At 73.5% G+C, this 26,306-nt stretch carries 24 protein-coding genes and 4 tRNA genes; 16 read left to right on the top strand and 12 right to left on the bottom strand.

What is annotated here, in order from left to right:
* Positions 1–83: 83 nt before the first annotated feature.
* Complete coding sequence (locus ABD296_RS41980; protein WP_344281398.1) at positions 84–1,811, bottom strand: MFS transporter; 1,728 nt, start codon at positions 1,809–1,811, stop codon at positions 84–86.
* A 170-nt stretch (positions 1,812–1,981) separates the two neighbouring features.
* On the opposite strand from ABD296_RS41980, the gene ABD296_RS41975 reads away from it, so the two are divergent.
* On the top strand, positions 1,982–2,722 hold the full coding sequence (locus ABD296_RS41975; RefSeq protein WP_344281395.1) for a TetR/AcrR family transcriptional regulator C-terminal domain-containing protein: 741 nt from the start codon (positions 1,982–1,984) through the stop codon (positions 2,720–2,722).
* Positions 2,723–2,744: 22 nt separating this feature from the next.
* On the opposite strand, the gene ABD296_RS41970 is transcribed toward ABD296_RS41975, so the two are convergent.
* Positions 2,745–3,611 carry a TIGR02452 family protein gene (locus ABD296_RS41970; protein WP_344281393.1) on the bottom strand — a complete coding sequence of 289 codons (867 nt, stop codon included), beginning with the start codon at positions 3,609–3,611 and terminating at the stop codon, positions 2,745–2,747.
* A 262-nt stretch (positions 3,612–3,873) separates the two neighbouring features.
* Here ABD296_RS41970 and ABD296_RS41965 point away from each other — a divergent pair, with 262 nt between their 5' ends.
* The 3 genes from ABD296_RS41965 to ABD296_RS41955 are packed head-to-tail and all read left to right on the top strand — an operon-like array spanning position 3,874 to position 8,950.
* Complete coding sequence (locus ABD296_RS41965; protein WP_344281390.1) at positions 3,874–4,932, top strand: DUF3152 domain-containing protein; 1,059 nt, start codon at positions 3,874–3,876, stop codon at positions 4,930–4,932.
* Positions 4,933–4,970: 38 nt separating this feature from the next.
* On the top strand, positions 4,971–6,398 hold the full coding sequence (locus tag ABD296_RS41960) for a 3' terminal RNA ribose 2'-O-methyltransferase Hen1 (protein WP_344281387.1): 1,428 nt from the start codon (positions 4,971–4,973) through the stop codon (positions 6,396–6,398).
* Positions 6,395–8,950 (top strand): polynucleotide kinase-phosphatase, encoded by a 2,556-nt coding sequence (locus ABD296_RS41955; RefSeq protein WP_344281385.1) that lies wholly within the window; start codon positions 6,395–6,397, stop codon positions 8,948–8,950. The genes ABD296_RS41960 and ABD296_RS41955 overlap by 4 nt, the downstream gene beginning before the upstream one ends.
* 72 nt (positions 8,951–9,022) lie before the next feature.
* On the opposite strand, the gene ABD296_RS41950 is transcribed toward ABD296_RS41955, so the two are convergent.
* From ABD296_RS41950 to ABD296_RS41940, 3 genes are all read right to left on the bottom strand, one after another.
* A complete protein-coding gene (locus tag ABD296_RS41950) occupies positions 9,023–9,259 on the bottom strand; it encodes a TFIIB-type zinc ribbon-containing protein (RefSeq protein WP_407061572.1) in 237 nt (78 codons plus the stop codon).
* Between the two features lie 66 nt (positions 9,260–9,325).
* Positions 9,326–10,321, bottom strand: coding sequence for a phosphotransferase family protein (locus tag ABD296_RS41945; RefSeq protein ID WP_344281380.1), 996 nt, complete (start codon positions 10,319–10,321; stop codon positions 9,326–9,328).
* 30 nt (positions 10,322–10,351) lie between these two features.
* Positions 10,352–12,058 carry an AMP-binding protein gene (locus ABD296_RS41940; RefSeq protein WP_344281377.1) on the bottom strand — a complete coding sequence of 569 codons (1,707 nt, stop codon included), beginning with the start codon at positions 12,056–12,058 and terminating at the stop codon, positions 10,352–10,354.
* A gap of 141 nt (positions 12,059–12,199) precedes the next feature.
* Between ABD296_RS41940 and ABD296_RS41935 the strand changes: the two genes are divergently transcribed.
* Positions 12,200–13,039, top strand: a complete 840-nt coding sequence (locus ABD296_RS41935; RefSeq protein ID WP_344281374.1) for an MBL fold metallo-hydrolase — start codon at positions 12,200–12,202, stop codon at positions 13,037–13,039.
* A 24-nt stretch (positions 13,040–13,063) separates the two neighbouring features.
* Here ABD296_RS41935 and ABD296_RS41930 read toward each other — a convergent pair whose 3' ends face one another.
* Positions 13,064–13,555 carry an Lrp/AsnC family transcriptional regulator gene (locus ABD296_RS41930; protein WP_344281371.1) on the bottom strand — a complete coding sequence of 164 codons (492 nt, stop codon included), beginning with the start codon at positions 13,553–13,555 and terminating at the stop codon, positions 13,064–13,066.
* A 106-nt stretch (positions 13,556–13,661) separates the two neighbouring features.
* On the opposite strand from ABD296_RS41930, the gene ABD296_RS41925 reads away from it, so the two are divergent.
* The gene (locus tag ABD296_RS41925) at positions 13,662–14,930 is read left to right on the top strand and encodes an MFS transporter (RefSeq protein ID WP_344281368.1); all 1,269 of its coding nucleotides are present in this window, start codon (positions 13,662–13,664) and stop codon (positions 14,928–14,930) included.
* Here ABD296_RS41925 and ABD296_RS41920 read toward each other — a convergent pair.
* Together ABD296_RS41920 and ABD296_RS41915 are read right to left on the bottom strand one after the other, a co-directional pair.
* Positions 14,864–15,154: a hypothetical protein gene (locus ABD296_RS41920; protein WP_344281366.1), complete on the bottom strand. Its 291-nt coding sequence runs from the start codon at positions 15,152–15,154 to the stop codon at positions 14,864–14,866. The two genes, ABD296_RS41925 and ABD296_RS41920, sit on opposite strands and share 67 nt — an antisense overlap.
* 182 nt (positions 15,155–15,336) lie before the next feature.
* Positions 15,337–16,104: an AraC family transcriptional regulator gene (locus ABD296_RS41915; protein ID WP_344281363.1), complete on the bottom strand. Its 768-nt coding sequence runs from the start codon at positions 16,102–16,104 to the stop codon at positions 15,337–15,339.
* A gap of 100 nt (positions 16,105–16,204) precedes the next feature.
* On the opposite strand from ABD296_RS41915, the gene ABD296_RS41910 reads away from it, so the two are divergent.
* Positions 16,205–17,386, top strand: a complete 1,182-nt coding sequence (locus tag ABD296_RS41910) for an MFS transporter (protein WP_344281360.1) — start codon at positions 16,205–16,207, stop codon at positions 17,384–17,386.
* Positions 17,387–17,448: 62 nt separating this feature from the next.
* Positions 17,449–17,709 carry a sigma factor-like helix-turn-helix DNA-binding protein gene (locus ABD296_RS41905; RefSeq protein ID WP_344281357.1) on the top strand — a complete coding sequence of 87 codons (261 nt, stop codon included), beginning with the start codon at positions 17,449–17,451 and terminating at the stop codon, positions 17,707–17,709.
* Here the strand turns inward: ABD296_RS41905 and ABD296_RS41900 are convergent.
* Positions 17,699–18,580, bottom strand: coding sequence for a LysR family transcriptional regulator (locus ABD296_RS41900; protein ID WP_344281354.1), 882 nt, complete (start codon positions 18,578–18,580; stop codon positions 17,699–17,701). The genes ABD296_RS41905 and ABD296_RS41900 overlap by 11 nt on opposite strands.
* An 81-nt stretch (positions 18,581–18,661) precedes the next feature.
* On the opposite strand from ABD296_RS41900, the gene ABD296_RS41895 reads away from it, so the two are divergent.
* The 8 genes from ABD296_RS41895 (at position 18,662) to ABD296_RS41860 (ending at position 23,526) form a co-directional block, all read left to right on the top strand.
* Positions 18,662–19,519: an oxidoreductase gene (locus ABD296_RS41895; protein WP_344281351.1), complete on the top strand. Its 858-nt coding sequence runs from the start codon at positions 18,662–18,664 to the stop codon at positions 19,517–19,519.
* 245 nt (positions 19,520–19,764) lie between these two features.
* Positions 19,765–19,849: transfer RNA gene (locus ABD296_RS41890), tRNA-Ser, on the top strand.
* 5 nt (positions 19,850–19,854) lie between these two features.
* Positions 19,855–19,927 (top strand) — tRNA-Met (locus ABD296_RS41885).
* Positions 19,928–19,949: 22 nt separating this feature from the next.
* Positions 19,950–20,022, top strand: a tRNA-Arg gene (locus tag ABD296_RS41880).
* A gap of 1 nt (position 20,023) precedes the next feature.
* Positions 20,024–20,098, top strand: a tRNA-His gene (locus ABD296_RS41875).
* Between the two features lie 105 nt (positions 20,099–20,203).
* Entirely contained in the window at positions 20,204–22,075 is a 1,872-nt protein-coding gene (locus tag ABD296_RS41870) for a glycoside hydrolase family 3 protein (RefSeq protein ID WP_344281348.1), read from the top strand.
* Positions 22,076–22,207: 132 nt separating this feature from the next.
* A complete protein-coding gene (locus tag ABD296_RS41865) occupies positions 22,208–22,330 on the top strand; it encodes a hypothetical protein (RefSeq protein WP_344281345.1) in 123 nt (40 codons plus the stop codon).
* Positions 22,327–23,526: an ROK family transcriptional regulator gene (locus ABD296_RS41860; protein ID WP_344281343.1), complete on the top strand. Its 1,200-nt coding sequence runs from the start codon at positions 22,327–22,329 to the stop codon at positions 23,524–23,526. The genes ABD296_RS41865 and ABD296_RS41860 overlap by 4 nt, the downstream gene beginning before the upstream one ends.
* Here ABD296_RS41860 and ABD296_RS41855 read toward each other — a convergent pair.
* The 3 genes from ABD296_RS41855 to ABD296_RS41845 all read right to left on the bottom strand — a co-directional run.
* The gene (locus ABD296_RS41855) at positions 23,504–24,613 is read right to left on the bottom strand and encodes an AAA family ATPase (protein WP_344281340.1); all 1,110 of its coding nucleotides are present in this window, start codon (positions 24,611–24,613) and stop codon (positions 23,504–23,506) included. The genes ABD296_RS41860 and ABD296_RS41855 overlap by 23 nt on opposite strands.
* Positions 24,610–25,251, bottom strand: coding sequence for a nicotinamide riboside transporter PnuC (pnuC, locus tag ABD296_RS41850; protein ID WP_344281337.1), 642 nt, complete (start codon positions 25,249–25,251; stop codon positions 24,610–24,612). Before pnuC ends, ABD296_RS41855 begins: the two co-directional genes overlap by 4 nt.
* Positions 25,252–25,346: 95 nt before the next feature.
* The coding region (locus ABD296_RS41845) for a dihydrolipoamide acetyltransferase family protein (protein WP_344281334.1) at positions 25,347–26,306 on the bottom strand (960 nt) is incomplete at its 5' end.

The following is a 26,306-nucleotide window of genomic DNA, read 5'->3' as shown; positions in this document are numbered from 1 at the left end:
GGCGGGGCGGGGACCCGCCGGAGGCGTGGGGCCGCCGGAGCCGTGGCGCCGCCGGAGGCGTGGGGCCGCCGGAGGCCGGGGCGTCAGGCGGCCGCGGGCTGCGCGCCGCCGGGGGCGTCCTGCGGGCGGGCGTGCTTCGGTAGCAGGAACACGGCCAGGAAGGTCAGGCCGAGCATGCCGATCACGATCCACAGCGTGATCTTCATGGCGCCGGTGAAGCCGGCCTCGGCCGCGTGCTCCGCGTCCGCCGCGACCGCCTTCTGGATCGCGGGGGCGGCGGCGGGCGCGGCGGCGATCGCCGCCTTGACGCCGTCCTGCATCCGCGCGCAGGAGGCCGGCACGGCCTCGGCGTCCTTGGCGGTGGCGCGGTCGCGGCCGCACTCGCGCAGCCCCGTCACGATGCGCTCCTGCTGAACGGCCGGGACGGACACGGCGGCGAGCTGGCGGCGGAGCCCGGCCGACCCGTCGTCGGCCGCGGTGGCGACGTGGCCGCCGAGCAGCCCGAAGAAGACGGTGCCGAGGACGGCGGCGCCGAGCGAGCTGCCGAGCTGCTGGATCGCGGTGAGGGTGCCGCCGGCGGAGCCGGCCTCGGCGGGCTCGACGCCCGCCAGGGCGATGTCGAAGAACGGCGCCATCAGCAGTCCCATGCCGAGCCCGGTGACGAGCAGGGACGGGACGAGCTGCCACGGGGTGACGCCGGTGCCCGCCAGCTGCAGCGTGACGAACATCCCGGCGATGCCGGCCGCCATGACGAGGGCGCCCGCCTGGATGACCGTGCGGCCGAACCGCTGGACGGCCTGGGCCGCGCCGAAGCCGAGGACGATGCCGACCGACCACGGGATCTGCGACAGGCCCGCCTTCAGCGGGGAGAAGCCGAGGCCGAGCTGGAAGAACAGCGAGAGCACCAGCCCGATGCCCGCCATGGCGGTGAAGAACACGACGCCGACGACGAGCCCGCCGGTGAAGCCGCGCTTGCGGAACAGGCTCGGGATGATCAGCGGGTCGCCGCCGGTGCGCTGCTTGCGCGTCTCGTACCAGGCGAAGGCCGCCCAGACGAGCAGGGACGCGGCGATCATCGCGAACGTCCAGGCGGGCCAGTCCAGCTCGCGGCCCTGCACCAGCGGGTAGATCATGAGGCCGGCGCCGAGGGAGGCCAGCGCGGCGCCGGTGAGGTCGAGCCGGGAGGCGTGCGGGGAGCGTCCGGAGGGCAGGAAGCGCAGGCCGGCGAGCACGGCGGCCAGGCCGAGCGGCAGGTTGATCAGGAAGATCATCCGCCAGCCGGTGCCCCACAGGTCGGCGTCGATCAGCCAGCCGGCCAGCACCGGGCCGCCGACCGACGACAGCCCCATGACCGGGCCGAACGCGCCGAACGCGGCGCCCATCTCCTTCTCGCTGAACATCTGCTTGATCATGCCGATGCCCTGCGGCAGCATCAGCGCGCCGAACAGGCCCTGCATGAGCCGGGCGCCGATCAGCATGCCGGGCGAGACGGCCACGCCGCACAGCAGTGAGCCGGCGGTGAAGCCGGCCGCGCCGACGATGAACATCTGCTTGCGGCCGTACAGGTCGCCGAGCCGGCCGCCGGTGATGACGCCGACCGCCATGGCGAGGGTGTAGCCGGCCGCGAGCCACTGGATGGTGGCGGCGGAGCCGCCGAGTTCGGCGCGGATGGTGGGGGCGGCGATGTTGGTGATCAGGGAGTCCAGCATGTCCATGACCTCGCCGGCGAGGATCACGAACAGGGCGGCCCAGCGCCAGCGGTAGCCCGCCGTGCCGGTCGCCCCGGCGGGGGACTGCAGTGTCTCGGTCATGGTCGTCTCCATCGGGGGAACACCGTTCGTTAGCTACGAACATCGTTCTACGGTGGGAACGGCGTTCGTGTCAAGTACGATGTTCGTGACGTGGTTTTGTCTCTCAGGTAGAGAAGATATATCGCGTTTCCGGATAGTCAAGATGTATCGCGAAATTGGGAGGTCCCGACGTGGCCAGCGCACGTCCGGAGATGCCGACGCCGCCGGGCCGCCGGCCTCGCAGGCCCGCGCCGACCCGGCAGCCGCTCTCGCAGGACCTCGTCGTGGAGACGGCGATCGGCGTCCTGGACGCCGAGGGGCTGGAGGCCGTCACCATGCGCCGCGTCGCGCAGGAGCTCGGCACCGGCCCCGCGTCCCTCTACGCGCACGTCGCGGACAAGCAGGAGCTGCGCGAGCTGATGCTCGACCGCGTCGCCGCCGAGATCAGGCTGCCCGCGAAGCCCGATCCGGCCCGGTGGCGCGAGCAGCTGAAGGAGGTCGCGATGGAGATCCGCCGCGTCTACACCTCGCACCGCGACATCGCGAAGGTCTCCATGGGGCTGATCCCGACGGGCCCGAACCTGCTCGCCATCGCCGAGGCGCAGCTCGGCCTCATGCTCGCGGGCGGCGTCCCCCCGAAGGTCGCCGGCCTCGCCGTCGACACGCTGGGCATGTACATCGACGCCGACGCCATCGAGGACACCTTCTACACCGCGACGCTCACGGGCGACGTCGACCCGTGGGAGCACTTCCAGAAGTACGTCGACGAGATCCGCGAGTACCTCAAGGCCCTCCCGGCCGACCGGTACCCCCACATCGTCTCGCTGGTGGACGACCTCACCGACCAGGGCGGCGCCGAGCGCTTCGAGTTCGGCCTCGACGTCCTGCTGCGCGGCATCGCGTCCTACATCGAGGACGGCGGCCGGAAGTAGGCCGCCCGGCCGGGGCCCGGCGTCAGCCGAAGACGCGGTTGAACGCGTTGCGCCTGGGAGTGTCCTTGGCGGACTCCCAGACGGCGAAGACGACCTGCTCGAACCGGTTCTCGAACTCGCCGCCCGGCCCGAGCGGCCCGGCGAACGCCTCCGCCACCTCGGCGGGGTCGTTGCGGAACACGCCGCAGCCCCAGGCGCCCAGGACCAGCCGGCCGTGCCCGTTGGCCAGCGCCACCGCGAGGACCTTGCGCGCCCGCACGCCCAGCACCTCGGGGATCCGCTCCGCCTTGGCCGCATCGCGGATCGCGCCCCGGTTGGGGGCGGGCGAGGTCAGGAACGCGATCTCGTACGGCTCGTCCAGCAGCCGCCCCGCGTCGGTGCGGATCACCGGCACGTCCGGGGAGTAGATCATGTGGTCGCTGTAGAGCAGGTCGCCCTGCGCGCGGTGGAACTCGTAGTACCCGGGCGCGGCGCGCAGCGACGGGTAGAGGCCGGACGAGCGCGCCAGGCCCTCCTCCTGCGCGTGCGCGCCGTTCAGGAACCCGCCGCCGGGGTTCTTGGCGGAGGCGAAGTTGAGCGCCATCGGGACCTTGCCGGGCGCGCGCAGGCGTCGCGCCGCCGCGAGGGTGGTCTCGTCGGTCACCTCGATGCGGGTCTTGGTCCAGTCCTCGGGGCCGGTCCCATCCTCGGGGCCGACGCCGTCCTCGGGGGCGGGGAGCCGGCCGAGGAGGGCGTCCAGTTCGTCCGGGCGGTACAGGACGGTGTCGCGCACGCAGCGCGCGAGGCTCTCGGTAATGGAGACGGTGTGCCCGGCCGGGGCCCGGTAGTCGCCGCGTTCGAGGATGGCCACGGTCTCCTGCGCGACCATCCGGCGGGGATGTCTGCTCATGTCGCTCCGGATTGTGGTGGGCCCGGGCGGTGCACCGCAAACCCTTTTCGCTGCCATGCCATCACGCTTCGTGGCCATGGGGTGATGTCAGAGATATTGCAATAGGTGCCCTACCTGGGGATTTGCGGGAAAAGATCATATTTCGACTACTTTCTGGCATGCTGGCTGCGCAATGCAGCCTCCAATGCAACCTCCACGATCGCGACAGGGACGGCGCCGGGCGTCGTCCCACCGCCGGGGCGCGGCCCCGGCCCCTCCGCCCATGCCGTACGCCCCGCCGGGGCCGCCGCTGCCACCGGAGGACGCGTACCCGCCGCCACCTCCCGCACCGGGCGGCGGCGGGCGCGGGGGCGGCCGCAGGCGGAACGAGGGCGGCGGACGCGGTGGACATGGCGGACGCGGTGGACATGGCGGAGGCGGCGGACGCGGCAGGCGTGGCCGACGCGGCAGGCCCGGCGGGTACGGCGGGAGCGGCGCGGGTACGGGCGACTGGCTCGGCGACGACCTCGAGCGCGAGTTCGAGGGCGCCCGGCGGACGCGGCTGCGCGGCGTCGTCGTCGGCGTGACCGCCCTGGTGCTGGTCGCGCTGGCCGGTCTCGGCGCGATGGCCTACCTGAGCTTCGGCGGCGGGTCCAAGCCCGCGGGCGGGCCCGCGCCGCAGCCGCAGACCAGCACGGCGCAGGGCGATGCCCGGGTCGAGGCGGAACCGTCCGACGCGCCCATCGTCAAGCCCGAGCACTCCCTCTACATCCCCGCGAAGGGCACCGGGAAGTTCCTCCTCCCCGCCTCCGGGAGCCGCGTGTTCGGGCACGGGAAGATCATGCGTTACATGGTCGAGGTGGAGGGCGGCCTGCGGCAGAGCCCCACGACGTTCGCGCGCAGCGTCGACAAGATCCTCGCCGATCCGCGCGGGTGGGCGGCGAGCGGGAAGTGGGGGTTCCAGCGCGTCAACTCCGGCCAGTACGACTTCGTGGTGCAGCTCGCCTCGCCGAAGACCGTCGACAGGATCTGCGGCTCGTACGGCATGACGACGAACGGCACGGTCAACTGCAGCGGCGGCAAGCAGGTCGTCGTGAACCTGAAGCGGTGGCTGCTGCTGACCAAGTACTACCAGGGCAAGGCCGACCAGTACCACGCGCTGACCATCAACCACGAGGTCGGCCACCGGCTGGGCTTCGGCCACATGACGTGCCCCGGGCGCGGCCGTCCGGCCCCGGTGATGATGCAGCAGATCTACGGGCTGAAGGGCTGCCGGATCAACCCGTGGCCCTACGACGCGCACGGCCGCTTCCTGACCGGGCCGTCCGTCCGCGGAAAATGAATTAGGGGCGCCTCGCCCGGTTCCGCCAGACTCGTGGCGTGCTTCTGACCATCAGTACGACCCTGGACCAGGCGGCCGATCTGGGCTTCCTCCTGCACAAGCACCCCGGGCGGGCCCAGAGCTTCGGGCAGTCCTTCGGCACCGCGCACGTCTTCTATCCCGACGCGGACGAGACGCGTTGCACGGCGGCGCTGCTGCTGGACGTCGACCCCGTCAAGCTCGTGCGCACGCGAGGCAGGGGCACGCCCGACTTCTCGCTCGGCCAGTACGTGAACGACCGCCCGTACGCGGCGTCCTCCCTGCTGGCGTCCGCGATGGCCAACGTCTTCCGCACCGCCATGCGCGGCCGGTGCGATCTGCGGCCGGAGCTGGCGGAGACCGCGATCCCGCTGGAGATCGTGCTGCCGGCGCTGCCGTGCCGCGGCGGCCCGGGCCAGGCCGAGCGGTTCTTCGCGCCGCTGGGCTGGGACGTGACCGCCGAGCCCGTGCCGCTCGACCCGGAGTTCCCCGAGTGGGGCGACTCCCGGTACGTCACGCTGACGCTCACCGGCCGGATGCGCCTCGCCGACGCGCTCAACCAGCTCTACGTGCTGCTGCCCGTACTGGACGACGCCAAGCACTACTGGATGGCGCCGGACGAGGTCGACAAGCTCATCCGGGCGGGGGAGGGGTGGCTCGCGACCCACCCCGACAGGGCCGCCATCACCCGCCGCTACCTCGCGAACAGGCGTGCGCTGGTGCGGGCCGCGCTCGGACGTCTGGCCGACGCCGAAGACGCGCCCGAGGACGCGCTCGACCCAGTGGAGGTGGAGGAGGAGCCCGCGCGCGCGGACGACGGCACGCCGGCGGACGAAGAGGCGCCGGTCACCCTCGCGGAGCGGCGGATCCAGGCGGTCGTGCAGGCGCTGCACGAGGAGGACGCGCGCCGCGTCATCGACCTGGGCTGCGGGTCGGGCAAGCTCCTCGCGCGCCTCGTCCGGGACGACTTCTTCAGCGAGATCTCCGGTACGGACGTCTCGTACCGCGCGCTGGAGGGAGCCGTACGACGCCTGCGGCTGGACAAGCCGCAGCACCGCCCGAACAAGCGCGTGCAGGACGTCTTCCAGAGCGCCCTCACCTACACGGACGAACGCCTCCGCGGTTACGAGGCGGCCGTGCTGATGGAGGTCGTCGAGCACATCGACCCGCCGCGCCTCGGCGCCATGGAGCAGGTCGTGTTCGGCCACGCGGCGCCCCGCGTCGTCGTGGTGACGACGCCCAACGCCGAGCACAACGTCCGCTACGAGGGGCTGGCACCCGGCGCCATGCGCCACCCCGACCACCGTTTCGAATGGACCCGCGCGGAGTTCCGCGCATGGACGGACCGCGTCGCCGCCGCGTACGGCTACCGCGTCCGCCACGTGCCGGTCGGCGACGACGACCCCGAGGTCGGCGCGCCGACGCAGATGGGAGTGTTCACCCGATGACCGAGATCCGGGTGCCGGAGATGGGCCTCGTCGTGCTGGTCGGCGTGACCGGGTCCGGCAAGTCGCATTTCGCGCGCAAGCACTTCGAGCCGACGCAGGTGGTGTCGTCCGACCGCTGCCGCGCCATGGTGTCCGACGACGAGAACGACCAGTCCGCGACCGGCGACGCGTTCGACCTGCTGCACTACATCGTGGGCAAGCGGCTGCGCCGCGGACTGCTCACCGTCGTGGACGCGACCAACGTGCAGAGCAAGGCGCGCCAGGCGCTGCTGCGGCTCGCCAAGGAGCACGACGTGCTGTCGGTGGCGATCGTCCTGGACGTCGCTGAGCGGCTCGCTGCCGAGCGGAACGCCGCCCGCCCCGACCGGGACATGCCCCCGCACGTCATCCCGCGCCAGCGGCGCGAGCTGAGCCGCGGGCTGCGGACGCTGGGCCGCGAGTTCCGGCGGTCGTACGTGCTGTCCGGGCCCGACGAGATCGACGCGGCGACGATCGTCCGCGAGAAGGCGTGGAACGACAAGCGGGAGCTGACCGGCCCCTTCGACATCGTCGGCGACGTGCACGGATGCCGCGCCGAACTGGAGGAGCTGCTCGGCGACCTCGGCTACGAGATCGTGCGGGACGCGCAGGGCCTGGCCGTGGACGCCGACCACCCGGGCGGGCGCACCGCCGTCTTCGTCGGGGACCTGGTCGACCGCGGCCCGGACTCGCCGGGCGTGGTCCGGCTCGTCAAGGGGATGGTGGAGGCCGGGAACGCGCTGTGCGTGTCCGGAAACCACGAGGCGAAGCTGGTCCGGGCCCTGCGGGGCCGCCAGGTGCGGCTGTCGCACGGGCTCGCCGAGTCGATGGAGCAGTTCGGCGCCGAGCCCGAGGAGTTCCGCGACGGCGCGCTGCGCTTCATGGACGGGCTCATCAGCCACTACGTCCTCGACGGAGGCCGCCTTGTCGTGGCCCACGCCGGGCTCAAGGAGGACTACCACGGGCGCGCGTCGGGCCGTGTCCGGTCGTTCGCGCTGTACGGCGACACCACGGGCGAGACCGACGAGTACGGGCTGCCCGTCCGGTACCCGTGGGCGCGCGACTACCGCGGCAAGGCGATGGTGGTGTACGGGCACACTCCCGTCCCGGACGCCGAATGGATCAACAACACCATCTGCCTGGACACCGGCGCGGTGTTCGGTGGCAAGCTGACCGCGCTGCGCTACCCGGAGCGCGAACTGGTCTCCGTCCCCGCGCACCAGGTCTGGTACGAGCCGGCGCGTCCGCTGCGCGACGAGTCCGCCTCGGCGCCGGGCGGGCACCGCGAGAGCGACGTCCTGAAGATCGATGACGTCCTCGGCAACCAGGGCGTCGAGACCCGGATGATAGGGCGCGTCACCGTCCGCGAGGAGAACGCGCTGGCCGCGCTGGAGGTGATGAGCCGGTTCGCGGTCGATCCGCGGTGGCTCGTCTACCTGCCGCCCACGATGGCGCCCGCGGCCACCTCGCCCCTGCCCGCCCATCTGGAGCACCCCGCCGAGGCGCTCGCCGCCTACCGGGACAAGGGCGTGGTGCGGGCGATCTGCGAGGAGAAGCACATGGGCTCGCGCGCCGTGGCGGTCGTCTGCCGCGACGCGTCCGTGGCGGAGGCCCGGTTCGGGGTGGACGACGGGACGACCGGCGCGCTCTACACCCGCACCGGGCGGTCCTTCTTCCGCGACGCGTCGGCCACCGAGGAGCTGCTCGACCGCGTCCGCTCCGCGATCGGCGCCGCCGGGCTGTGGGAGGAACTGGACACCGGATGGCTCGTGCTGGACTGCGAGCTGCTGCCGTGGTCTGCCAAGGCCATGGACCTCATCCGCACCCAGTACGCCGCGACCGGCGCGGCGGCCCGTGCGGCACTGCCGATGGCGTCCGACGTCCTCGCGCGCGCACACGAGCGCGGCCTCGATGTCGGCGGTCTCCGCGAGCACATCGACCGGCGCGCCGCCAACGCGGCACGCTTCCGCGACGCCTACGCCCGCTACTGCTGGCCCGTCGACGGGCTCAAGGGGGTCCGGCTGGCGCCGTTCCAGGTGCTCGCCGCGGAAGGCCGCTCGCTCGCCGTGGCACGCGACCACGACTGGCACATGGGCGTGGCCGCCGCGCTCGCGGAGGCCGACCCCACCGGGCTCCTCCAGCGGACGGAGTCGGTGACCGTGGACCTCGCCTCACCGGAGTCCGAGGCCGCCGTGACCGAATGGTGGGAGAAGCTCACCGCATCGGGCGGGGAGGGCATGGTCGTCAAGCCGCTCGGGCCCCTCCCGGAGGACGCGAAGATCCAGCCGGGCGTGAAGTGCCGGGGCCGGGAGTACCTGCGGATCATCTACGGGCCGGACTACACCGAGCCGGAGAACCTCGACCGGCTCCGCGGCCGGTCGCTCGGCCGCAAGCGCTCCCTGGCGATGCGCGAGCACGCCCTGGGGATCGAGGCTCTCGACCGGCTCGCCGGAGGGGAGCCGCTCTGGCGCGTCCATCAGGCCGTCTTCGCCGTCCTGGCGCTGGAGTCCGAACCGGTCGACCCGCGCCTCTGAGCCGCTGCGGGCGGCTCGCGGACGGCCCGGATGTGACTGCGGCCCGCCTCCCCGGGGGCGGGCCGCGGGCCGTCAGGTCGAGAAGAGCATGTGGAAAACGCCGCCGTGGTGCGGCGCGTGGTGGCCGTGGTGGCCGTGGTGATGGTGGTGCACGGAGGCCGCGGGCGCGCCCCATCCGGGAGGCGGCGGCGCGGCCCGGTAACGGGACTCCATCTGGCCGAGGGCCTCGAGCTCGCCGTAGTCGAGGAAGATGCCACGGCAGTTGTCACACTGTTCGATGTGGACGCCGCTGCGGTTGTAAGTCCGCATCAATCCATGACACTTAGGGCAGTGCATCGCCTTGTCATCCTTCCGCTATGGATCCCCAGGTAGAGGCTAAATGTAGGGCAGGTTCCGCGCCACGTCATGCGCGCCGCCGGGCGACCGGTCATGCGGCCGGTCATGCGGGCGGTCATGCCGCGTCCCCGCCGCGGAGATTCTGCCGCAGGCGTCGACCACCGCCTGCTCCGCTCCGTCGAGTGGCCGATCGTCCCTCCTCGCGGATATGACGCACGTGGCCGCGATCTGGATCGCCAGACTTCGTGCGGGAATGTCCAAGGCCGCCCAGGGATCGTCGCCATCGGGTATGGCGGGACCGCCGCCCGCGACGTAGGCGTCGAGGAAGCCCATCCATTCGTCGGGATGCAGGACGCCCGACAGGTACAGCGCGGCCGGACGGGCCAGGTCCCACGCGGGATCGCCCCTGCCGAGGTCCTCGATGTCGATCAGCCGCCAGTGCCCGTCCCGCGCGCGCACCATCTGGCCGAGGTGCCAGTCGCCGTGGATGAGGCACTCCGCGCGTTCCGGCCGGGCTCCCCCTTCGCCGCGGATCCAGGCGGGCAGCGTGGCGAACGCGCGCCGCACCTCGTCCTCGGCCGGGCCGTCGCCCAGGCGAGCCACTTGCGTGACCACGCGCGTGGGGCGCCCCCAGGGCGGTGCATCCGCCGGCATGGGCGTGGAATGGAGTGCGGCCAGAAGACGTCCGGCGTCCTCCCAGGGAAGCTCCTTATGAGGATCCACCGGCTCCCCGTACAGGGAGAGCGTCACCGTATGGCCGTCCACGTTCGACGGCGGTCCGAGCGGCCCCAGCAGGAGGTCCGGTAGGGAGGCCGCCACCTTGATGCGTTGAAGGAACGGCTCCCCGTACTCGCGGCCGGGTTGGTGCGCCTTCACTACGACGTCGCCTACGCGCACCACCAGGACGCCGTGACGGTCATACAGCGTCTCCGGTTCAGGGGGCGCGTCCGAAGCGCGCGCGGCGACACGGGACGAGTCGCGCCCGATCTCGACGAGCCGGGCGAAGAGCTCCGGCGGGGCGGTCTCGGTCTCCACGGGACCAGTCAACCACCCGGCGGGCCCCGCCTAAGCGGGGGAGTTGACCGACTCGTCGCGCAGCTTGCGGCGGATGACCTTGCCCAGGATGTTCCGGGGCAGGTCGGTGCGCGGCCGGAACTCGGCAGGCACCTTGTAGTGCGACAGGTAGCGCTCGCAATGCCGCCGCAGCTCGTCCGCCGAGAACGGGTAGGCGGGATGCTCCACCACGTGCGCGATGACGCGTTCGCCGCGCCGCGCGTCCGGTCCGCCGACCACCGCGCAGTCGTAGACGGCGGGATGGCGCCGCAGGACCTTCTCCACCTCGGACGGGAAGACGCTGAAGCCGCTCACCTTGATCATGTCCCGCTGGCGTTCCAGGATGGTGATGAAACCGTCCTCGTCCATCACCGCGATGTCACCCGTCCGGAGCCACCCCTTCGACAGGGTCTGCGCGGTGGCGAGCGGCGCGTTCCAGTAGCCCGCGAACACCTGGGGGCCGCGCACGACCAGCTCGCCGGGCTCGCCGGGCGGCAGGTCCCGCGTCGGCTCCTCGACGTCCACGATGACGGCGTCGGTCATCGGCAGCGGGAGGCCGACCGTCAGGTTCCGGGCACTGCCGCCGAGCGGGTTGCCCGTGACCGCCGGGGACGCCTCCGTGAGCCCGTAGCACTGGATCAGCCCGCGCGCGCCCAGCTCCTCGAGGCGGTCGATGGTCCGCTGCCCGAGCGCCATCGCGCCGCAGATGTACACCCGCAGCGACCGCAGGTCCGACGCGCGGAACCGCGGGCTGTCCAGCACCTGCTCGTACAGGGTCGGCACGCCGGGGAAGATCGTCGGACGGTACTTGCGGATCGCGCGCAGCACCCGGTCGCGGTCGAAGCGCGGCAGCAGCACCACCGCGCCCGCCCTCATCGCGGGCGCGATGAGGCAGCTCATCAGGCCGAACGAATGAAACAGCGGGAGGACCCCGAGCGTCACGTCCTGGCCCTCCTGCCCGCCCATGTCCCAGGCGTGCTGCTGGCAGGCGTTGGCTATGAGGTTCCGGTGCGTGAGCATGGCGCCCTTGGGACGGCCCTCCGTTCCGCCCGTGTACTGGATCGCCGCCAGGTCCCGCGACGGGTCTACCGGAAGCTGCCGCACCTGCCGCTGCGGAGCCTTCTGCAGGTCACGGAACGGGACGACCCCGGCATCGTCCGGCACGACCGCGGTGATGGCCGCGCGGCGCCGCTGCATCTGCACCAGCGGGAGCCGCAGCACGGCGCGCCGGAACGGCGGCAGGTAGTCGACCAGCGAGGTGACGACGATGTGCTCCAGCCGCAGCCCGCGCCGCACCGCCCGCACGGTCGCGTAGGAACGATCCAGGACCACGGCGACGCGGGCGTCGCAGTCCGCGAGCTGGTGCAGCATCTCCTCCTCGGTGTACAGCGGGTTGTGCTGGACGGCGATCGCGCCCCGCCGCAGCACCCCGAAGAAGGCGATCACCAGCTGCGGGCAGTTCGGCAGGATCAGCGCCACCCGGTCGCCGGGCTGCACGCCGAGCCGGTGCAGCCCGTCGGCGAACCGGTCGGCGGCGTCCCGCAGCTCGTGGTAGTCGATCCGCCGGCCGAAGAAGACCAGCGCGGTCCGCCGCGGGTGCCGCTCCGCGGCGTCGTCGAGCAGCCGGGTGACGGGGACGTCCGGGATCTCGACCTCGGAGGGGACCCCCGGCTGATAGCTCCGCCGCCACGGGAGGGATCTTTGTGACGAGGGCCACATATTAGAGAATTCAACCACGCCTCCCGCGATCCCGGAACTGGCCGGATGCCCCGGTCGCCCCCCACTTCACGGCCCCCGCCCGCCGCATGGGCCCGCGCGCCGGGGGTAGGGGCCCTCGACCGGGATCGGAGAGGGGGAACGATGCCTGATGACACGGCCGCGCTGACCTTCGTCGGGAACGCGACGACGATCATCCGGTACGGCGGCGTCACGCTGCTGACCGACCCGAACTTCCTGCGCCGGGGCGAGCGCGCCGACCTCGGCCACGGCCTCAGCAGCAAGCGGGTGAGGGACCCGGCGATCAGCGTGGACGAGCTGCCCGAGCTCGACGGGGTCGTCCTCTCCCACCTGCACGGCGACCACTGGGACCCGGTGGCGGAGCGGCACCTGGACCGCCGGCTGCCGATCCTCACCACCGGCGCCGCCGCCCGCGCGCTGCGCGACCGCGGGTTCGGCGAGGCCGAGGGGATGCGCACCTGGCAGACCGAGGAGATCGCCAAGGGCGACCACCGCATCCGGATCACCGCGCTGCCGGGCCGGCACGCCCCCGGCCTGCTCCGCCACGTCCTGCCGCCCGTCATGGGCTCCCTGCTGGAGTTCGGCCCGGCCGGCGGCGAACCGCGCTTCCGGCTGTACATCAGCGGCGACACGCTGATGTACGACGAGATCGCCGAGATCGGCCGCCGCTACCCCGACATCGACGCGGGCGTCGTGCACCTCGGCGGCACCCGGCTGCTCGGCCTGCTGACCGTCACCATGGACGGGCGGCAGGGCGCGCAGTGGCTGGAGACCAGCGGCTGCGCCACCGCCGTCCCGGTCCACTACGACGACTACACGGTGATGAAGTCGCCGCTCTCGGACTTCGACAAGGAGGTCGGCCGGCGCGGCATGGCCGCCCGGCTGCGCCACGTCGAACGCGGCGGCACCATCACCCTCGGCCGCGCGGAGCACCGGACCCCGTCGCCGGCGCCCCACCGGTGAGCTAGGCCGGGGCGCCCGCCCTGGTCAGCGGGTCCAGCCCTGGGAGGGGGTCACCGTGCGGGTCTCGGACGCGGGCGGTTCGACTGCGCGGGCCTCGTACGCCGTGGACAGCACGATGTGGGAGTTCATCTCGCCGTGCTCGCCGAGCCGTTCGAGAAGCCCCTCGAGATGCGCCATGGACGCGACCCGCACCTTGAGCATCGAGCACCAGTTCCCGCTGAGCTTGTGCACCTCGGTGACCTCGGGCAGGTCCTCGGCGGCGGTCGTCTTCAGCAGGCAGCGTCCGAGGGCGCAGCGCATCTGCACGAACGCGGTGAGCGGCTGCCCGACCCGCGCCGGGTCGATCCGCGCCTGGTAGCCGGTGATCACCCCGGACTCCTCCAGCCGCCGCACCCGCTCGGCCACCGCCGGCGCCGACAGGTTGACGCGCGCCGCGAGCCGGTTGAACGACAGCCGCCCGTCCCGCTGGAGTTCGGCGATGATGCGCCAGTCCGTCCGATCGAGCTCCCGATCCATTCGCAAGGTCCCTTCCCGGAAGGTGCTTCCAACCTAGAAGCGGGACCCCGGGAACGCCATAGATCGTCCCTTCATCGCGCGGCCGGACCTTTCTAGCGTCAAGGGCATGAATCCGATCCTGAACGGGCGTGCCTCGCGGGTGCGTCCGATGGCGGCGCTGTGCACCGGGACCGCCCTCATGAACGCGGCCATGTCGATGGCGAGCGCGCCCGGCCCCCTCGCCCCCGCCGACCGGCTGGGCGCCGGCTGGGGCGGGGTCCCCGCCACCGCCGGGATCGTCGGGACGGGCGCCGGTGCGCTCGCGCTGACCCGGTCGGCGCGCCGCCTGGGCCGGCGCCGGGGGCTGGCCGGCGGCTACCTCGCCGCCGCGGCCGGCTCCTGCCTGGCCGCCGTCGGCGTCGCACGCGGTGACCTGGTCGCGCTCTGCGCCGGCATGCTGATGCTCGGCCTCGGCAACGCCGGCGCGCAACTCTCCCGCTACGCCGCCGCCGACCTGTACCCGTCGGGCCGGCGGGGCTCTGCGATCGGCCTGGTGGTGTGGGCCGCCGCCATCGGCGCCGTCGGCGGCCCGCTGCTGCTCGACCCGTCCGGCGGGGTGGCCCGCGAACTGGCCCTGCCGCCGCTGGCCGGGCCCTTTCTGCTGGCGTTCCTGACCACTGCCGCCGCCGCGGCCGCCACGGCCACCGTTGGCGCGCCGCCGGACGCCGACCCGCCGGAGCCCGGGCCGGGGGTCTCGGTGCGGAGCCTGCTCCGAGGGCCGGTGACGCGGCCGGCGCTGGTGGTGATGGCCACGGCGCAGGTCGTCATGGTCGCGGTGATGACGGCGGCGCCACTGGCGATGCGGATGGACGGCGACGGGCTCGGCATGGTCGGGATGACGCTGTCGGCGCACACGCTGGGGATGTTCGCGCTGTCCCCGGTGACGGGACGGCTGGTCGACCGGTGCGGGGCGCGGCCGGTGATGGTCGCCGGGGTGGCGGCGCTGGCCGCCTCGACGGGGCTCGCGGCGGCCGGAGGCGGCGCGTGGACGCGCACCGCGGCGCTGTTCCTGCTCGGCTACGCCTGGAACCTGTGCTTCGTCGGCGGCAGCGGGCAGTTGGCCCGCGAGCTGCCCGCATCCGAGCGGGCCGACATCGAGGGCACGGTGGACGCGGCCGTGTGGACGATCGCCGCCGCGTCCGGGCTGCTGTCGACCGTGCTGATGTCGGCGGCCGGGTACGGGGTCCTCGCCGGGACGTTCTGCTGCCTGGCCGTACTGGCGGGGATCGCCCTCCGGCGTCCGGCACCGGTGTCGCGAGGGATCGTCGATCAGGGATTCGGGACGGCGTCGCGGGCGCCCTCGATGCGGCCCCGGACGAGGCGCGGATGGAAATAGCTGATGGGAACGCGGCCGGTCCCGCTGACGCAGAGGATCTGGAAGCCGTTGCGGCCGTCCTCGTCGGGGACGGAGAAGCCCTCGGGGACGAACATCCCCTCGACGGTCATCGCGGTGAACCACCGGCCGAGCTCGAACTCGTCGGGGAACGCCTCCAGGCCGGCGCCGCGGCGGCCCAGCGTGTAGTGGACCTCGTAGCGGCAGCCGCCGGGCGGGAACGTCATATCCGGCCCGTTCCGCGGCACACGTTGCACGTCTCGCCGGTGGCGGTGCTCGTTCCGGTGCCGTCGCAGCCGGGGCAGGCGCGTGTCGCCGGCTTGGTGTGCTTGCCCACGTCCACCACCTCCCCGCGCTTCATCCTAGGCGCTGGCGCGGCGGGCGCGGGGCGTCCTTGCGGCAGCCGGGCTCAGTGCAGCAGGAGGCGTCCGTCCACGCGGGCGCGGTGCGTGCCGGGCGTGTGGCCGAACGTGCGGCGGAACGCGTCGATGAACGCGCTCGCCGACGCCCAGCCGGACCGGTGCGCGACGGTCGTCACCGGCAGGCCCTCGGCGAGCAGCACCATGGCGTGGTGCAGGCGCAACTGCGCCCGCCACTGCGGGAACGTCATGCCGAGCTCGGCGCGGAACAGCCGGGTGAGGGTGCGCTCGCCGGCTCCTGCGCGCGCGCCCAGCTCCGCGAGCGTCCGGTCGTCGGCGGGGTCGTCGCACAGCATCCGGCACACCGCCGCGAGCCGCGGGTCCCGCGCGGACGGAACGTAGTCGGCGTACCGGGGCGCGCGGGCGACGCGGTCGAGCAGGACGTCCCGCAGCCGCAGCCATTCGGCGCCGTCCCGGTCGGCGGCGGGGACGTCCGTGCAGGCCACGATGAGCTCGCGGAGCAGCGCGTCCACCCCGAGGACGGCCGGGCGGGCGAGGCCGAGCGGGTCGCGGACCGCCGGGACTCCGACGAGCCTCAGGTCGCCGCCGCCGAACGCGCGGTGCTCGTGGACGGTCCCGGCCGGGATCCACAGCGCCCGCGCCGGGGACGCCAGCCAGATCCCGGCGTCGGTGGTGACGGACAGCACGCCGGAGCCCGCGTAGGCGATCTGGTGGTCGTCGTGCCGGTGCGCGTCGATCTCGCCGCCGGGCGGAAGCGGCCGCAGGCCCGTGCTGGCGCGCGGGGTGTGGCGGGTCATCGGTTCAGGGTACGCACGGCCACCGACATGGCGGTTAACCGACATGAAGTGGCGAAATATCGGAAGCGCGACACGGATGACCGGGACGAGGCTGGCCGGTATGAACCGCCGAGCCCCCGTCGTGCTGCTGTCGGCCGGACACGCCTGCGTGGACGTCTACCAGGGCGCCGTGCCCGCGATCGTCCCTTTCCTCGTCACCGGCCGGCACTACAGCTACGTCGCCGCGTCCGGCATCGTGCTGGCCGCCACGCTGCTGTCTTCGGTCGTCCAGCCCGCGTTCGGCATGCTCACCGACCGGTGGGCGATGCCGTGGCTCATCCCCGCCGCGACGGGCGCGTCGGGGCTCGGCGTCGCGCTGTCGGGCGTGTCCGACGCCTACGCCTTGACCTGGGCGGCGATCGCGGTGTCCGGGCTCGGCGTCGCCGCCTACCACCCCGAGTCGGCGCGGATCGCGCGGGCGGTGACGGGCGGCGACCACGCCGGGATGAGCTGGTTCTCGCTCGGCGGCAACCTCGGGTTCGCCGCGTCCCCGCTGCTGGTCACGCCCGTCCTCGCGGCGGGCGGCCTGCACGCCACGCCGTGGCTTGCGGCCCCGGCCGTCCTCGGGACGGTGCTCAGCCTCACCGCAATGCGCCGCGGCCCGTCCGGCGCCGCGAACCGGAAGAGCCCGGCGGACGGCCGCGACGACTGGCCGATGTTCGTCCGGCTGTCCCTGGTCGTGCTGTGCCGCTCGATCGTCTTCTTCGGCCTCAGCACCCTGCTCGCCGTCGTCGCGCGGCAGCGCACCGGCGGCGGCGCCGACGCCGGGGCAATCGCGTTGTTCGTCCTGTTCGCCGGGGGCGCGGCCGGGACGGTCCTCGGCGGCCGCCTCGCCGCGCGGTGGGGACGCGTGCGGTCGCTGCGCGCCGCCTACCTGCTGGCGGTCCCGTCGGTCGCGGGCGTCGCGCTCGCCCCCTCCTACACGATCTACGCGTTCGTCGCGCTGACCGCGATCGCGCTGTACACCCCGTTCTCGATCCAGGTCACGCTCGGCCAGGACTACCTGCCGCGCCGCGTCGGCACCGCCAGCGGCGTCACGCTCGGCCTGGCCGTCAGCGCCGGCGGCATCGTCAGCCCCGCCGTGGGCGCCCTCGCCGACGCCGCGTCCCCGCGCGTCGCGCTGCTCCCGCTCATCGCCGTCCCGGCCGCCGCCTGGCTCCTCGCCCGCCCGCTGAACGAGCCCACCCCCCTAGAAGCCCCCACAACACCCCACCAAGCCCCCCGCCCCTCACTCCACCGTTAGCTCTTCCTTAAAGACGGCATAAGGGCGGTGCCTGGGGGGCGGTCCGGTGCGAAGTTCGTTGCGTGGCACTGCGAATGGGCAAGCACACCGGTTCGTTCGCCCCCGGCGGTCCGGGGGAGCGGACGCCCTCCGCGGCGGTCGCCCGGGCCTTCCAGGCACTGCCGCCGGCGGACCGCGAGATCCTCACCGAGACGGTCTTCCGCGAGCGCTCGGTCAACGAGGCCGCCGCCCTGCTGGGCGTACCGGTCGACGTGGTGAAGGTCCGGGTCTACCGGGCGCTGCGCGCCCTGCACGCGACGCTCGGCCCGCCCGTCACCCGCTGACCAGCTCCCGGACGACCGCCGCGAACGACCGGACCAGCGCGCCGTCCGCGCCGTCGGTCCAGGCGAGCGCGACGCGGAGCGGCTCGACGCCGGTGAGCGGCACCCAGACCAGGCCCGGCCGCGTGTAGTAGCGGGCCATGCTGGACGGCGCGAAGCAGATCGCGGTGCCCTCGGCGACCTGTTCGAGCATCTCCTCGACGTTGTCGTTGGTCGGTCCCCAGCGCGGCTCGGACCCGTCCGGGCGCGGGTTGACCGCCCACCAGTCCACCCATTCGCGCGGCGCCCGCTCCGTCCACAGGAGCGGCTCGTCCTTGACGTCGAGGATGCCGACGGCCTCGCGGCCGGCGAGCGGGTGAGCGGCCGGCAGCCCGACGATCCGCGGCTCGGTGTGCACGACCTCGGCGTGCAGGCCGGTCAGGTCGGCCGGCAGCCACACGAACGCCACGTCGACCTGACCGGAGCGCAGCGCGTCCGCCTCGCCGCCCCAGTCGAACCGCTTGGGCTCGACCCGGACGCCGGGGTGGGCGCGGGCGAACTCGGCGCGCGCCCGCGTGGTGAGCTCTCCGGCGCCGCTCGCCTCGAACCCGACGCGCAGCACCCCGGTCCGGACGCGCCGGTGCCGCTCCGCCGCCGCCGTGACCTTTTCGGCCTGGCGGACGGTCCGGCGGGCCTCGGCGACGATCTCGAGCCCGGCGGCGGTGGCGGTGACGCCGCCCGCGTGCCGGTCGAACAGCCGGACCCCGAGTTCGGACTCCAGCCGGCGCAGCGCGTAGGAGAGCGCCGGCTGGCTGACGAACAGCGACTCGGCGGCCCGGCCGAGGTTGCCGGCGTCCGCGATCGCGACCAGGTACCGCAGCTGCCGCAGCTCCATGCTGCGATGATAAAGGCTCTTTATCGGACGTGTTGATCTTTGTCTTGGACGCGGGCCGCGGGCGGCTGCGATAAACGAGGCATGACGAACGAGACTGTGAACACGGACGGACGGGTCTGGCTGATCACCGGGGCGACCTCGGGTTTCGGGCGGGCGATCGCAGAGGCGGCGCTCGCCGCGGGCGACACGGTGGTCGCGGCGGCGCGCCGCCCGCAGGCGCTGGCCGACCTGGTCGAGCGGTACCCCGGCCGCGTCAACGCGGTCGCACTGGACGTCACCGACCAGCCCGGCATCGCGGACGTGGTCGCCGACGTGCTGCTGTGGCACGGCCGGATCGACGTCCTGGTGAACAACGCCGGGCGCGGCCTGGTCGGCGCGGTGGAGGAGACCACCGACCGCGAGCTGCGCGACCTGATGGACCTGCACTTCTTCGGCCCCGCCGCGCTGACCCGGGCGGTCCTGCCGCACATGCGCGCCCGGAAGTCGGGGGTGATCGTGCAGATGACGAGCCAGGGCGGCCGGCTGTCGTTCCCCGGCGTCGGCGGCTACTCGGCGACCAAGTTCGCGCTGGAGGGCCTGTCGGAGGCGCTCGCCCAGGAGGTGGCGCCGTTCGGCGTCAAGGTGATGATCGTCGAGCCGGGAGCGTTCCGGACGTCCTTCGCCGGCGGCGGCGCGCTGCAGATGACCGCCGAGATGCCGGAGTACGCCGACACCGTCGGCCAGGTGCGCACCGGCCTGCCGGACAGCGACGGCAAGCAACCGGGCGACCCCGCGAAGGCCGCGGCGGCCATCCTGACCGCGCTGGAAGCCGATGACACGCCGCTGCGGCTGCCGCTCGGCAGCGACGCGGCGGAGGCGGTCGCCGCCAGCCTCGACGGCCTGCAGAAGGAGTTCGCGGCCTGGGAGTCCCTGACCCGCAGCACCGATTTCGACGAGTAAGGGAGCGGGGCGGCCCGCTCCGCGCGGCGGGCCGCCCCGAATAACACGTTGCGGCGCCGGAACCGGTTCGGCAATATGGGCGTCGAACGGAAACGAGGCCGGAAGGAGAGGGAAAGATGCGCCATCACCGAATGCACCGCAGCCACTCCGGCCTCGGGAGCCGCAGCAGGACGTGACCGCAGCGTCCTGACGCCGACCGCCCGAGCATAACGGGCGGTCTTTTTGTTTTCCGAGAGGTTTTCCCCGGAGGGTTGGCCGAGCGGAAAGGCAGCGGCCCGCTAAGCCGTGGTCAGGGGTCCCCCTGCGCGAGTTCGAATCTCGCACCCTCCGCACGGGCTGGGCAGGGATGCTGGTGCATCCGGCGGTCTCATAAGCCGCATCAGGTGGGTTCGATTCCCGCGCCCAGTACGCAGGACAATTCCATATTCGAGTCTCCGTGGCGCAGGGGAGGGCGCGCCGGGTTGCGGACCCGGAGGTCGCAGGTTCGATTCCTGCCGGAGACACGGCGTCCGTGGTGTGGTGGTCTGCACGCCAGGTTGTGGTCCTGGAGGTCCTCGGTTCGATCCCGGGCGGTCGCCCTTTTGCAGGGAAATGCGGTGATTGGTGCGCCAGTGGTCGGCAGATATTGCCGGCCGCTGGCGTCCGCTTGCGCCGGAATTGGCCGCCGCCGGAAAAAACCTCCTCATGCACAGCCTCTTCGCGAAGGCGGCCCGGTTCCGGCTCCTCGCCCTCGGCCTGCCGGCGCTCCTCGTCCTCGGCCCGCCGGCCGTGCTCGCGCTCGGCACCGGCGGCGCCGGGACGCCGGCCGGCGCGTCCGCCGTCCCCTACCTCGACCCCGCGGTGCCCGTCGCCGCCCGCGTGGACGACCTGCTCTCGCGGATGAGCCTGGACGACAAGCTCGGCCAGATGACGCAGGCGGAACGCCGCTACGTCACCCCGGCCGAGGCCGGGAAGTACCGGATCGGGTCGATCCTGTCGGCCGGGGGCTCGGCGCCGAAGCCGAACACGCCCGAGGGCTGGGCGGACATGTACGACGCGTTCCAGAAGGGCGCGCTGTCCGCGCCGCTGCGCATCCCGATGATGTACGGGGTGGACGCGGTGCACGGCGACAACAACGTGGTCGGCGCGACCATTTTCCCGCATAACATCGGCCTGGGCGCGACCCGCGATCCGGCGCTCGTCCGCGATATCGGCGCCGCGACCGCAGAGGAGATGACCGCCACCGGCGTCGACTGGGATTTCGCGCCCTGCGTTTGCGTGGCCCGCGACGACCGGTGGGGCCGGACCTACGAGTCGTTCGGCGAGGTTCCGGAACTGCCGTCCGCCATGACGACCCTCATCGACGGCCTCCAGGGCGGGAAGCTGGGCGGGCCGTCCTCCGTCCTGGCGACGGCGAAGCATTTCGTGGGGGACGGCGGTACCGAGGACGGACGCGACCGCGGCGACACGGAGATTTCCGAGAAGGATTTGCGGGCGGTGCACCTGCCGCCGTTCCAGGAGGCCGTCCGGCGCGGCGTCGGCTCGGTGATGGTCTCCTACAGCTCGTGGAACGGCGTGAAGATGCACGCGAACCGGTACCTGATCACCGATGTGCTGAAGGGCGAACTCGGATTCACGGGCTTCGTCGTGTCCGACTACGAGGGCGTCGGCCGGATCGACGGGAAGCCGGACCTCACCAAGGAGGAGGTCGCCAAGGCGATCAACACCGGAATCGACATGGTGATGGTGCCGGAGAAATGGAAGGAGTTCATCGCCGATCTGCGCGCCGAGGTGAAGGACGGGACGGTCCCGATGGCGCGCATCGACGACGCGAACCGCCGCATCCTGACCAAGAAGGTGCAGCTGGGGCTGTTCGAGCGGCCGCTCGCCGACCGGAGCGGCCTGCGGACGGTCGGGAACGCCGCGCATCGCGCCCTGGCCAGGCGGGCCGTCGCCGAGTCGCAGGTGCTGCTGAAGAACGAGGGCGTCCTGCCGCTGCGCCGCGGCGGAAAGATCTTCGTGGCCGGGCGCAGCGCCGACGACATCGGCATGCAGTCCGGCGGCTGGACCGTCACCTGGCAGGGCTCGCCGGGCAAGACCACCCCTGGCACGACGATTCTGGAGGGCATCCGGCAGGCCGCCGGAGAGACCTCCAAGGTCGCCTACGACCGGGACGGCAAGGGCATCGACAAGTCGTACGGCGCAGCCGTCGCCGTCGTGGGGGAGAAGCCGTACGCCGAGTACCACGGCGACCGCCCCGACGGCCTCGCCCTCGACGACGAGGACCTGAAGACCATCGACCGGCTGCGAGCCTCGGGCGTGCCCGTGGCCGTCGTGCTGGTCTCGGGCCGCCCGCTGGACATCGCCTCCCAGCTCGGCGGCTGGAACGCCCTCGTCGCGTCCTGGCTGCCCGGCACCGAGGGCGAGGGCGTGGCCGACGTCCTGTTCGGCGACGCCCGTCCCGCCGGCCGGCTCCCGGTGACCTGGCCGCGCGATGGCGACCAGGAACCGATCAACGCCGGTGACGGCAAGAAGCCGCTGTTCCCGTTCGGCTACGGCCTGACCTACGGCGGCTAGCCGAGCGACCCCTGCGGCGGCGGCCTCCAGAGGCGAGGCGGCGACCCCGAATGAAACGGCATTATCTTCTCCAGTGGATCGGGCCGGGGCCTACGTGCCCCGGGGCGGTCCACTCTGCGGGCCGTCGCGCGAATGCGGCAGGGGCCGCTCGCCGACCATCCGGAGGTTCTGGCCATGCACACGGGACGCGCCGCCGGGCCGACGCCGCCGGAGTACCGGTCCTCCTACGGCGGGCGGGCCGGAGGGGCGGCGTGACCGAACGCTCGCTGCACGGAAACGACCCCTCGGTGCTGCGCCGCCTGAACGCCGCCGCCACCCTGCGGGAGCTGCGCGACGGCGGCGAGTCCACGCTGTCGGGGCTGGCGGGCCGCGTCGGGCTGTCGCGCCCCACCACCGAGGGCGTGCTCGGCGAGCTGATCGGCCGCGGCCTGGTCGCCGAGGTCGCGCCGCGCCCCGGCGCCGGGCTCGGCCGGCCCGCCCGCCGCTACCGGTTCCGCGCCGAGGCCGGCCACGCCCTCGGCATCGACATCGAGGCGGACCGGGTCCGGCTGCTCGTCGCCGACCTCACCGGCGAGGTCGTCGGCGGCCACCGCGCCCCCCCCGGCCCGGACGGCCGTCCCGCCGGCCGGATCGCCGCCGTCCGCGCCGCCGTCAAGGAGTGCCTCGCCGCCGCCGGGATCGGCCGCCGGTCGCTGCGCGCGGCCGCCGCCGGCACCCCCGGCGTCGTCGGCCCCGACGGCGTCGTCACCCGCTGCGCCGTCGTGCCGGGCTGGGAGGGCGTCGACCTGGCCCGCGACCTCGGGCGCTCGTTCCCGTGCCCGGTCCTGGTGGAGAACGACGCCAACCTCGCCGCGATGGCCGAACGCTGGCGCGGTGCCGCGCGCGCGGCAGACGACGTCGTCTGTGTCCTCGCCGGGCTGCACACCGGCGCCGGCGCGCTCATCGGAGGACGCCTGCACCGGGGCCGCTGGGGCGCCGCCGGCGAGATCGGCATGCTGCCCGAGCTCGGGCTGCTCGACACCACCGCCGTCCTGGTCACCGGCGCGGACCCGGGATCCGGGGCTTCCCTCGCCGGCCTCGCCTCCGCCGGTCCCGCGCTGGACGACGCCGAACGCGTGCTCGCGGCGGCGGGCCGCGGCGAGCACGCCGCGCTGGACGCCGTCGACCGGCTCGCCGCCCGGATGGCCCGCGGCGTCGCCGCCATCGCCCTCGCCCTCGACCCCGAGATGATCGTCATCGGCGGCCCGCTGGCGGGGGCGGGCGCGTCGCTGGTGGACGCGCTGCGCCGGCACGTCCCGCCGCTGTGCCTGAGCCCCGTCCGCATCGAGGCGTCCCGGCTGGGCGACGAGGCGATCGGGCTCGGCGCCGTCCGGCTGGCCCTCGACCGCGTCGACGAGGACCTGTTCCGGGTCGGGCCGGTGCGCGGCGCTACGGAACCAGCGGAGCGCTGAACGACCAGCCGCGTCCCAGCAGCGCGTCCACGGCCTCGACCGCGGCGGCCAGCCGCTCCTCGTGCGGGCCGGTCACGGTGATGTGCGGGAGGCCCCGCTTGTCCAGTTCCTCCTGGAAACGGTCCGACATCCACGACCGGATCGACTCGCCGTCGCGCCAGCCGTCCTGCTCGAAGGGCACGCCGTCCGGCGAGGTGAGGATCCACAGATGATGCGGGACGCGTTCGTGGACGGACTCCACCTCCGGCGCCGGCTTCCCGAGGTACCGCTCGTGCCAGAGCGCGGTCGCGAACGCGTCGGTGTCGCAGACCAGCAGCGGCGACCCGGTGCGCGCGGCGGCGTCCTCCAGCGCGGCGTGCCGCTCGGCGATGGCGGTGAACTCGGCGGACTCCCAGACCAGGTCGTCCAGCCACCGCGACGGGTCGCCGGACGCGCGCCGCGCGGCGGCCAGCTTCTCCTCGGTGAAGGTGCGTCCGTACTCCGGCACCCACCGCGTCGCCGCCCACACCCCGCCGCGTTCGGCGTAGTGCGCGGCGAGTGCGCGCGCCAGCGTCGTCGTGCCGGTCGACTCCGCGCCGGTCACCACGACGCGGCGAGCCAGGTACGCACGGACGGCCGGCGACAGCCACTCCCAGTTCCCGACCGGGTCGGCGCGGACGGCCGTGCCGCTGACAGGGAATCGCCCGCGCGGCGGGTCCACCGGCACATGGACGGCGGAGAAGCGCGCCGCCAGTTCGGCGCCGTATGGCTCCGAGGTGAACACCGCGTCCACCGGCGGCACCGCCGCACCGAGGCCCGACCGCAGCGCCAGACCCGCCCGGAATGCCGCGACGTGCACCGACCAGATCTCGTCCGACCCGTAGTCGATCTCCGCGTCGTCCACCACCGGCACGATCTCCACGTGCGGCTGCGGATGCGCCTCCCGCAGCCAGGCGGTGCGCAGCGCCAGCGGGATGCTCTCCACGGTGGACGCCGCGACCACCACCGTCACCCGCGCGCACGCCGCGGCGGCCGTGTCGACCAGATGGCGGTGTCCCGCGTGGGGCGGATAGAACTTGCCGATGACGAGCCCGTGCTCGAAGGTCATGCCGCCACCGCGGCCGCCGTCCGCTGGAAGTCGCGGCGCCAGGCGATCAGGCCCGCGACGCAGAGCGCCAGGAACAGCACGTACAGCGCGCCGGTCAGCTTGAGCTCCTTGTAGAAGTACAGCGGGATGTAGATCAGGTCGGCGATGATCCACAGCCACCACGACTCCAGCAGCTTGCGCGACTGCCCGTAGGTCGCCGCGAGCGACAGCGCGGTGGTCAGCGCGTCCCAGAACGGGACGGTCGAGTCGGTCCAGGCCGACAGCATCCAGGTCAGCAGCGCCGTCCCGGCCGCGCCGGCGACGGCGAGCGCCGCCCACTCGTTCCGTCCGGTGCGCCGGACGGGCAGCTCGTCGCGCCCGTCGCCGGCGTAGAGCCACACCCACCAGCCGTACAGCTGGAGCACGACGTAGACCACCTGGAGCCCGGCGTCGGCGTACAGCCCGCCGTCCAGGAACACCAGCCCCAGCAGGACGACGTTGGCGATCCCGATCGGCCAGTTCAGGATGTTCTGCCGGACGACCAGCCAGACGTTCACCGCGCCGGTGGCGAAGCCGAGCAGCTCCGCCCACGTGGTGGGCACCGACCCGAGATGGAACGCCGGGTCCAGCAGGGGACCCAGCGGAACGTTCACCGCCATCCGGCAATGATCACATGTCGCCAGAAGGACGACGAACGCCTGCGGCCCCGGTGACCTCCGCGATCACCAGGGCCGCCGTGCTCACACCAGGCCGCTCACGCGACGATCAGCAGCGGGTTCTGCAGCAGCTCGGCGAGGCGGGCGAGGAACTTCGCGGCGGTCGCGCCGTCGCAGGCGCGGTGGTCGACCGAGAGGGTCACCGCCATCCGCTTGCCCGGGACGACCTGCCCGTCGCGCACCACCGGCTCGTCCCGGACGGCGCCGACCGCGAGGATCGCGGCCTCCGGCGGGTTGATCACCGCGGAGAACGAGTCGACGCCGAACATGCCGAGGTTGCTGACGCTGAACGTGCCGCCGCTCATCTCCTGCGCGGACAGCTTCCCGTCCCGCGCCTTACCGGCCAGCTCGCGGGTCTCCTGGCCGATCTGCGAGACGCTCTTGCGGTCGGCGTCCTTCACGACCGGGACGACCAGGCCGTCCGCGACCGCGACCGCGACGCCCACGTTCACCCGCTTGTGGAAGAGCAGGTTCTCCTCGGTGTAGGAGACGTTGACCTCCGGGTGCTCGCGCAGCGCCGTGGCCACCGCCTTGACGACCAGGTCGTTCACGCTGACCTTGGCCGGGGCGAGCGCCTCGTTGAGGGTGGCGCGGAAGGCCAGCAGCGCCTCGGCGTCCACCTCCCGGTTGAGGTAGAAGTGCGGCGCGTTCTGCTTGCTCTCGGTGAGCCGCCGCGCGGCGACCTTGCGGAACCGGTTCAGCGGGACGGCCTCGACGTCGGGGTCCTCGGCGGCCTGCGGCTTCGCGGCGGCGGGCGCGGGCGCCTGGGCCGGTGCCGGGGCGGGCGCAGGGGCGGCGGGCGCCGGGGCGCCGTTGCGGATCGTGGCCTCGATGTCGGCGCGGACGATCCGCCCACCCGGGCCGGAGCCGGTCAGCGTCGCCAGGTCGATGCCGTGGTCGCGGGCCAGCCGGCGTGCGAGCGGCGACGACGGCGGGCGGGACGCGGCCGGCCGGCGCGCGTCCGGCGCGGTGGCGGGCTGCGCGGCGGCGGCTGCGGC

It is taken from the genome of Actinomadura napierensis (assembly GCF_039529375.1).
Taxonomy (GTDB): Bacteria; Actinomycetota; Actinomycetes; order Streptosporangiales; family Streptosporangiaceae; genus Spirillospora; species Spirillospora napierensis.
This window is presented reverse-complemented; position numbering and strand designations above follow the sequence as displayed.

Coding starts and splice junctions, on each gene's coding strand:
- ABD296_RS41980 (WP_344281398.1), bottom strand. CDS start 1,811: ATGACCGAGACACTGCAGTCCCCCGCCGGGGCGACCGGCACGGCGGGC.
- ABD296_RS41970 (WP_344281393.1), bottom strand. CDS start 3,611: ATGAGCAGACATCCCCGCCGGATGGTCGCGCAGGAGACCGTGGCCATC.
- ABD296_RS41965 (WP_344281390.1), top strand. CDS start 3,874: ATGCCGTACGCCCCGCCGGGGCCGCCGCTGCCACCGGAGGACGCGTAC.
- ABD296_RS41955 (WP_344281385.1), top strand. CDS start 6,395: ATGACCGAGATCCGGGTGCCGGAGATGGGCCTCGTCGTGCTGGTCGGC.
- ABD296_RS41950 (WP_407061572.1), bottom strand. CDS start 9,259: ATGCGGACTTACAACCGCAGCGGCGTCCACATCGAACAGTGTGACAAC.
- ABD296_RS41940 (WP_344281377.1), bottom strand. CDS start 12,058: ATGTGGCCCTCGTCACAAAGATCCCTCCCGTGGCGGCGGAGCTATCAG.
- ABD296_RS41935 (WP_344281374.1), top strand. CDS start 12,200: ATGCCTGATGACACGGCCGCGCTGACCTTCGTCGGGAACGCGACGACG.
- ABD296_RS41930 (WP_344281371.1), bottom strand. CDS start 13,555: ATGGATCGGGAGCTCGATCGGACGGACTGGCGCATCATCGCCGAACTC.
- ABD296_RS41925 (WP_344281368.1), top strand. CDS start 13,662: ATGAATCCGATCCTGAACGGGCGTGCCTCGCGGGTGCGTCCGATGGCG.
- ABD296_RS41920 (WP_344281366.1), bottom strand. CDS start 15,154: ATGACGTTCCCGCCCGGCGGCTGCCGCTACGAGGTCCACTACACGCTG.
- ABD296_RS41915 (WP_344281363.1), bottom strand. CDS start 16,104: ATGACCCGCCACACCCCGCGCGCCAGCACGGGCCTGCGGCCGCTTCCG.
- ABD296_RS41910 (WP_344281360.1), top strand. CDS start 16,205: ATGAACCGCCGAGCCCCCGTCGTGCTGCTGTCGGCCGGACACGCCTGC.
- ABD296_RS41900 (WP_344281354.1), bottom strand. CDS start 18,580: ATGGAGCTGCGGCAGCTGCGGTACCTGGTCGCGATCGCGGACGCCGGC.
- ABD296_RS41895 (WP_344281351.1), top strand. CDS start 18,662: ATGACGAACGAGACTGTGAACACGGACGGACGGGTCTGGCTGATCACC.
- ABD296_RS41870 (WP_344281348.1), top strand. CDS start 20,204: ATGCACAGCCTCTTCGCGAAGGCGGCCCGGTTCCGGCTCCTCGCCCTC.
- ABD296_RS41865 (WP_344281345.1), top strand. CDS start 22,208: ATGCGGCAGGGGCCGCTCGCCGACCATCCGGAGGTTCTGGCCATGCAC.
- ABD296_RS41855 (WP_344281340.1), bottom strand. CDS start 24,613: ATGACCTTCGAGCACGGGCTCGTCATCGGCAAGTTCTATCCGCCCCAC.
- pnuC (WP_344281337.1), bottom strand. CDS start 25,251: ATGGCGGTGAACGTTCCGCTGGGTCCCCTGCTGGACCCGGCGTTCCAT.